Annotated in this window: 6 protein-coding genes; all 6 read right to left on the reverse strand. The window is 37.7% G+C overall.

The features are described 5' to 3' along the window. On the reverse strand, positions 1-763 hold a 763-nt coding region (locus J1782_RS00455), incomplete at its 3' end, for a methyltransferase domain-containing protein (RefSeq protein WP_217151938.1). Positions 764-814: 51 nt separating this feature from the next. Beyond that, on the reverse strand, positions 815-1,516 hold the full coding sequence (locus J1782_RS00460) for an AAA family ATPase (protein WP_217151939.1): 702 nt from the start codon (positions 1,514-1,516) through the stop codon (positions 815-817). Between the two features lie 24 nt (positions 1,517-1,540). Next, positions 1,541-2,521, reverse strand: coding sequence for an AvrD family protein (locus J1782_RS00465; RefSeq protein WP_217151941.1), 981 nt, complete (start codon positions 2,519-2,521; stop codon positions 1,541-1,543). A 3-nt stretch (positions 2,522-2,524) separates the two neighbouring features. Continuing rightward, entirely contained in the window at positions 2,525-2,791 is a 267-nt protein-coding gene (locus tag J1782_RS00470; RefSeq protein WP_165060849.1) for an acyl carrier protein, read from the reverse strand. Beyond that, positions 2,785-3,525: an SDR family NAD(P)-dependent oxidoreductase gene (locus J1782_RS00475; protein WP_165060846.1), complete on the reverse strand. Its 741-nt coding sequence runs from the start codon at positions 3,523-3,525 to the stop codon at positions 2,785-2,787. Before J1782_RS00475 ends, J1782_RS00470 begins: the two co-directional genes overlap by 7 nt. Beyond that, positions 3,522-4,895 (reverse strand): fatty acid--CoA ligase family protein, encoded by a 1,374-nt coding sequence (locus J1782_RS00480; RefSeq protein ID WP_217151948.1) that lies wholly within the window; start codon positions 4,893-4,895, stop codon positions 3,522-3,524. The genes J1782_RS00475 and J1782_RS00480 overlap by 4 nt, the downstream gene beginning before the upstream one ends. Positions 4,896-5,035 lie beyond the last annotated feature (140 nt).

The raw sequence follows: 5,035 nt of genomic DNA on the forward strand, positions 1-5,035 counted from the left end.
GACCTTTTTCATTTTTGATAACTAACTCTTCCCACCAGGCCTGCTCAGCTTTAGAAAGATGAGCCATATCTTCTTGTCCCAAAATCATAGACCGTAATACGCCGAGTGTTAAATTCACACTGATGGCTTCAACGGATACATTAACGAGCCCATGATTCAAAAACCTTCCAAATAACTGGCGACCGCTCCAATTATTTTTAGCTTTATTAGATAGCCTCTCTACTATTTCTCTGGTAAGTTTTACATCTGAGTGATCAATTAATAGCCCATCAAAATCATGGTCGAAAATAGCAACTTTACCATTAGGCTTAACAACCCTAATAAGTTCTGACAATGTGGTATCAATGCTATCACAATGCATTAGTACTAACTTTGCACGAGCGGCATCAAATCTATTATCATCAAAATGAAGATGCTTACCGTCACCTTTTTCAAATCTAATACGAGACCCCTCTATTATCCGACTATTTGCTTCAGCAATCATAGCTTCACTTAAATCGACCCCGACGATCTCAGTTACGTCTGGATAAATTGACAGTAAATAGCGAACGTCATTCCCTGTCCCACACCCTAACTCAATAATGCTTTTATAATCCAGTGGCTCCAGCACTTCAGCTAATTTGCGATTGATTATTTCGTGATCAGGCAGACAATTTGCCTCATCCATAAAGTTAATAAACCACTTAGGATCATGTGTCATATCTACAGACGTAAATTTTCCTACAGAATCTATAGTATTTTTAACAGCTTTAGAAATAGCCATAATTGAATCCTTTCTGTTTTGAAATTAAAAAATGATAATACAATAACCAGACTATTGTTTTTTACTTCTTGAACGCTCTTCTTCCAGACGAAGATCTTGTGCTTTATAGTCAAGTGAAGCCCGTTTAACTGCTTCCTCCATTGACATTACTGGATGCAGATTTAAATGGTCAGATATATCCTTAACTCTTTTCTCTACACTACCACTTACAATATAGTATGGAGTTCCTATTTCATTTAATACTTCAATTAAACGCTTGTCGACCACATCGCGGAAATCAGTGTTCATGGGGCGATGACCGTCTTCTGTAATAGGTAACTCATGTGTAAGGTGGAAGAAAACGTCAAATGTATTTGCTACATGGAGTTTTAGAGAACGACTAAATTCTTTTAACATTCTAGCAAAGAAGGAAATATCATTTTCATACTTTGCATTATCTAAACTACCTACTGATGGATTGATTCCGTAAACTAACCTTGCTTCACCATACAACAACTCTTGTAAGGAAGACCCATCTGATACATAGTTATTACCCATTTTAATTTCCGATTTTAGTCGGCCTATATGGCGAGCAATCATTAGATGAAGAAACTCTTCAGGAGTTACTTCAGAGAGACGTTTACCAGGCATCAGTCCTGGCATGATTTCTCTTATGGCTTTTGAAAGAAGGCGGGGAACTCCTGTATAGTAAGCCAGCACCATCGCCGTAAAAGTTTTACCAGAAGAGTAAGTACCCGATATAGCAATTTTCATATTTTCACCCAGTATGTATTTATATCAAATTTTTATTGGAGGCAGAGCATGTGCAAATGTTATTTTGGCTTTTTTATTTCCAAGTGTTCCTAACACTTCGGCATTACGCCACTGCTTTCCATTTAATTCAATTATTTGACTTTTTGATATTAATGCTGTGACTTTATCATGATTTTTAATTTCTCCAGCATCTTCTGAAAAATGGGTTCTAATCATCCACAGCGTTGAGGTCTCACTGCGAGATAGTCCATCTAAAGAATATAGAAGGACTTGAGCAAGCTGTGCACAAGTAACAAATACATCTATATAGCTAACTTTTTCAGGAGTAATGGCTTGAGATTCTTCTTTACTAAGGATAAATTCGACCTGTGCGTCTGCCGTCAGATTAGCCATATCTAAACAAACTGCAGAAAGGGTATGTTTTTGTTCTTTATACCCAAGGCCATAGTAACGTTTTTTTATATTTGAATTATCCAAAATATTAATTTCTAACTTATTATTCTCCTTTCCGCAGGATGGGTGTTCAATTTGACAGACTGCCCGCATCAAACCTACTCGGCATTCATATGTAGATACTTTTCTTGAGGAATCATCAGCTTTTTCTACACTACGCCGTAACACAAGCGAAACAGGGATATCGTTCAGATCTTCCTGTGGTTTTGTACCAGCATGGATAGCAATCTCATTAACATGATTAGTATCCAGATCATCCATACTGAGACCTAAATGAAATGAAAGGTGTGTTTCTACCATTTGAATAGCAAGGACGAGCATATCAACAGTACTTAAATGCGGAGTAACATCCATACCTGCATTTTTAACTGACCAGTTCGACGGGTAAAAAAGTGAAACGGTTGCTTCTAAGCAACAATTATTTTCTCTTGGTTCAGGGGATGTCAGATTGGATACTTTATGCTCTGAACATCGGTAGCCTGAGGAAAAAAAACGATTCTCCGAGGGACCAAGTATTTCATCGACAGAAGAAAACTTTTTTTTAGAATTCATATCTTATCCTAATAGAAGTGACTTTTCATTTTTTGTAAATATATCAATAATATCGGAAATACAATGAATATCTGATAGTAATGAGTTACCCTCACCCAAAGGATCAAAACCAAATAGCATTTCCAACTCGATAAAAAGCATTGCGAGGCTTAAAGAATCAAGTCCAACCTCATCAAAATTAGCTTTAATATCTATATCCACTACGTCAACCGTTATCAATTCTGAGACTTTGTTGAGAACGCCATATTCAATTTTTTCTTGATTTAACATATTAGACCTCCATCCACGACTATTGATTGACCTGTTATAAAGCTCCCATGCGGTGAGATAAGAAATGACAACACATTTAGGATGTCTTTAAGTTCTGCATATCTTCCCAGAGGGGTGCGTTTAGCAATTTTCTCACGATTAATATCAGATACATTCTCTGAAAGCTTCGAGTCAAAAAGACCTGGGACAATAGAATTAACACGAATATTTAGCTTCCCCATTTCTCCGGCGAGACTTCGTGTAAAACCATCAAGCCCAGCTTTAGTTGCAGAATACACAGCAGTTCCGCGATAACCTCGGATCGCTCCTACAGAGGAAATATTTATAATACTACCGCTGGTTTTCTGTTTAGCCATTACACGCACACATGCTCTGGTGAGTTTGATGGGGCCAAGTAAATTTACCAACACCATTTCATCAATAGCTTCAAGAGATGTACTTAAAAAAAGACCTTGATATAAAACAGCACTATTATTTACCAGAAGATTTATTCCACCAAACCGAACAACTACCGACTTTATGAAAATAGACAACTCCCTTGGGTCTTTTAAATCAAGTTCATACCAATAAAATTGGTCAGGATATTTATTCTGATATTGGGAAATAAACCCGTTCTCATGTCTGCTGAATGTTGCAACTTTCCACCCTTCCAAAATCAACTTTTCCACAATCGCTTTTCCAAGACCACGACTGCCGCCACTAACAATTGCAACTTGTGCAGAAATCATGTTCATACGGTTGTTCCAGACCTGATCATTTTAAACCGTTCTGAGTGGAGATCAGATTGGGTAACCTCAATGACAACAGGAATTTTAAAAGGAGCTAAGTGCGTCTTGCAATGCTCTCTCACTCGAACTTTAAACAACCCAATATCTTCGTATTCCACGAGCTGGAAAGTAGCACGTATTACATATCCAGTGATATGACTAGGATAGCCACTAACACGAACAGCAGCGATATTTGGCATTGTCAAAAGTACATTCTCAACTTCATTTGGATAAACTTTTTCGCCTCCGACATTGATTATTTCTGATTTACGACCGAGAATTTGAACATAATCCCCATCAACAATAACAACATCCTGCGTGTTAAAATAACCATCTGAATCGATAGGTGAATCAGCATTTAGATATCCAAGCATTGCCATATTAGATTTAACCCATAAAATGTTGTCCAATATTTTGTAATCAAATCCACTTCCCCCTAGTTTCATCCAAAGAGACCCATTACCCTTCGATTTCGTTGGCATAATCCCTAATTCCGTTAGACCATATGTCTGTTTTAAGCGTACATGAGGCATAGTTATTTTTATAATATCTAACGTACGCTGCGGCATGGGTTCTGTACCATATGTGATTAGCTCTAATGAACTGGTATTATATTTTTCACAAACGTCAGAGAGTAAAATCATGTTTAGGAAGGTTGGAGTCGTAGGCAGTACTTGCACACGATGATTTTGTATTGCTTCAAAAACTGTTCTGGGGTTTCGTTCCGTTACTGTAACGAGTACCCCTCCATTAGATAGTGTATGAAGTAAAGTATTTATTCCCCCAATGTGATCCAAACTCAGAAAGGCAAGAATTATCTGAGGTCTCTTATTATCGGGATAACGAGCAATCATCTTGTGCACGTCGAGCAAAGATGCTTTGGGGCTCCCTGTTGTTCCTGAACTAAAAAGGACCAGGCCAGCATGATCACTCTCTATAATCTGGTGATAGAGTGGATGTTGCTCTATAGAATGGTTCTGAGCTGCTATTCTCCGCTTTATACTATATGGCGGCAAATGTGTTTCAGTATTAATAAATACCGTCCATTCAACATGTGCTATCTCATAATAGTCAGTTCGTTCTCCTTTAGCGTTCGGAGATAGGGGGATAACAATCACTCCACGTAAAAATAGCGCGAGCATTGCTGTTACCATATCTAAGGAGTATGCACCTTCTAAAGCAGCAACCGAGCCTTGATTTATACCATAGTTAGAAAATTCAGAATCCCATCGTTGAATACCATCAACAACATTTCGATACGTAAAACACTGGCCATTAATGATGAGGCATTTCGCGTCACCGAGTGTGTGCATAAATTCAATAAATTTCAGATTCATCGGAATCTCCTTTTCCATCCCAATTTACGTGTCAAAGACAAAGGTTAATAATTAGTGCTGTCTAGTTCCCTATTTATCTATTCTAAAACAGAGAGTTCACGCTAATATAAATTCCTATTTTCAGGCATCACCCTTAAGGG

It is taken from the genome of Rahnella sp. BCC 1045, from assembly GCF_019049615.1.
Classification (GTDB): domain Bacteria; phylum Pseudomonadota; class Gammaproteobacteria; order Enterobacterales; family Enterobacteriaceae; genus Rahnella; species Rahnella contaminans.

Excerpts from the sequence above, each read along its gene's own strand:
- J1782_RS00480 (WP_217151948.1), bottom strand. The coding sequence starts at position 4,895 with ATGAATCTGAAATTTATTGAATTTATGCACACACTCGGTGACGCGAAA.
- J1782_RS00470 (WP_165060849.1), bottom strand. The coding sequence starts at position 2,791 with ATGTTAAATCAAGAAAAAATTGAATATGGCGTTCTCAACAAAGTCTCA.
- J1782_RS00460 (WP_217151939.1), bottom strand. The coding sequence starts at position 1,516 with ATGAAAATTGCTATATCGGGTACTTACTCTTCTGGTAAAACTTTTACG.
- J1782_RS00465 (WP_217151941.1), bottom strand. The coding sequence starts at position 2,521 with ATGAATTCTAAAAAAAAGTTTTCTTCTGTCGATGAAATACTTGGTCCC.
- J1782_RS00475 (WP_165060846.1), bottom strand. The coding sequence starts at position 3,525 with ATGAACATGATTTCTGCACAAGTTGCAATTGTTAGTGGCGGCAGTCGT.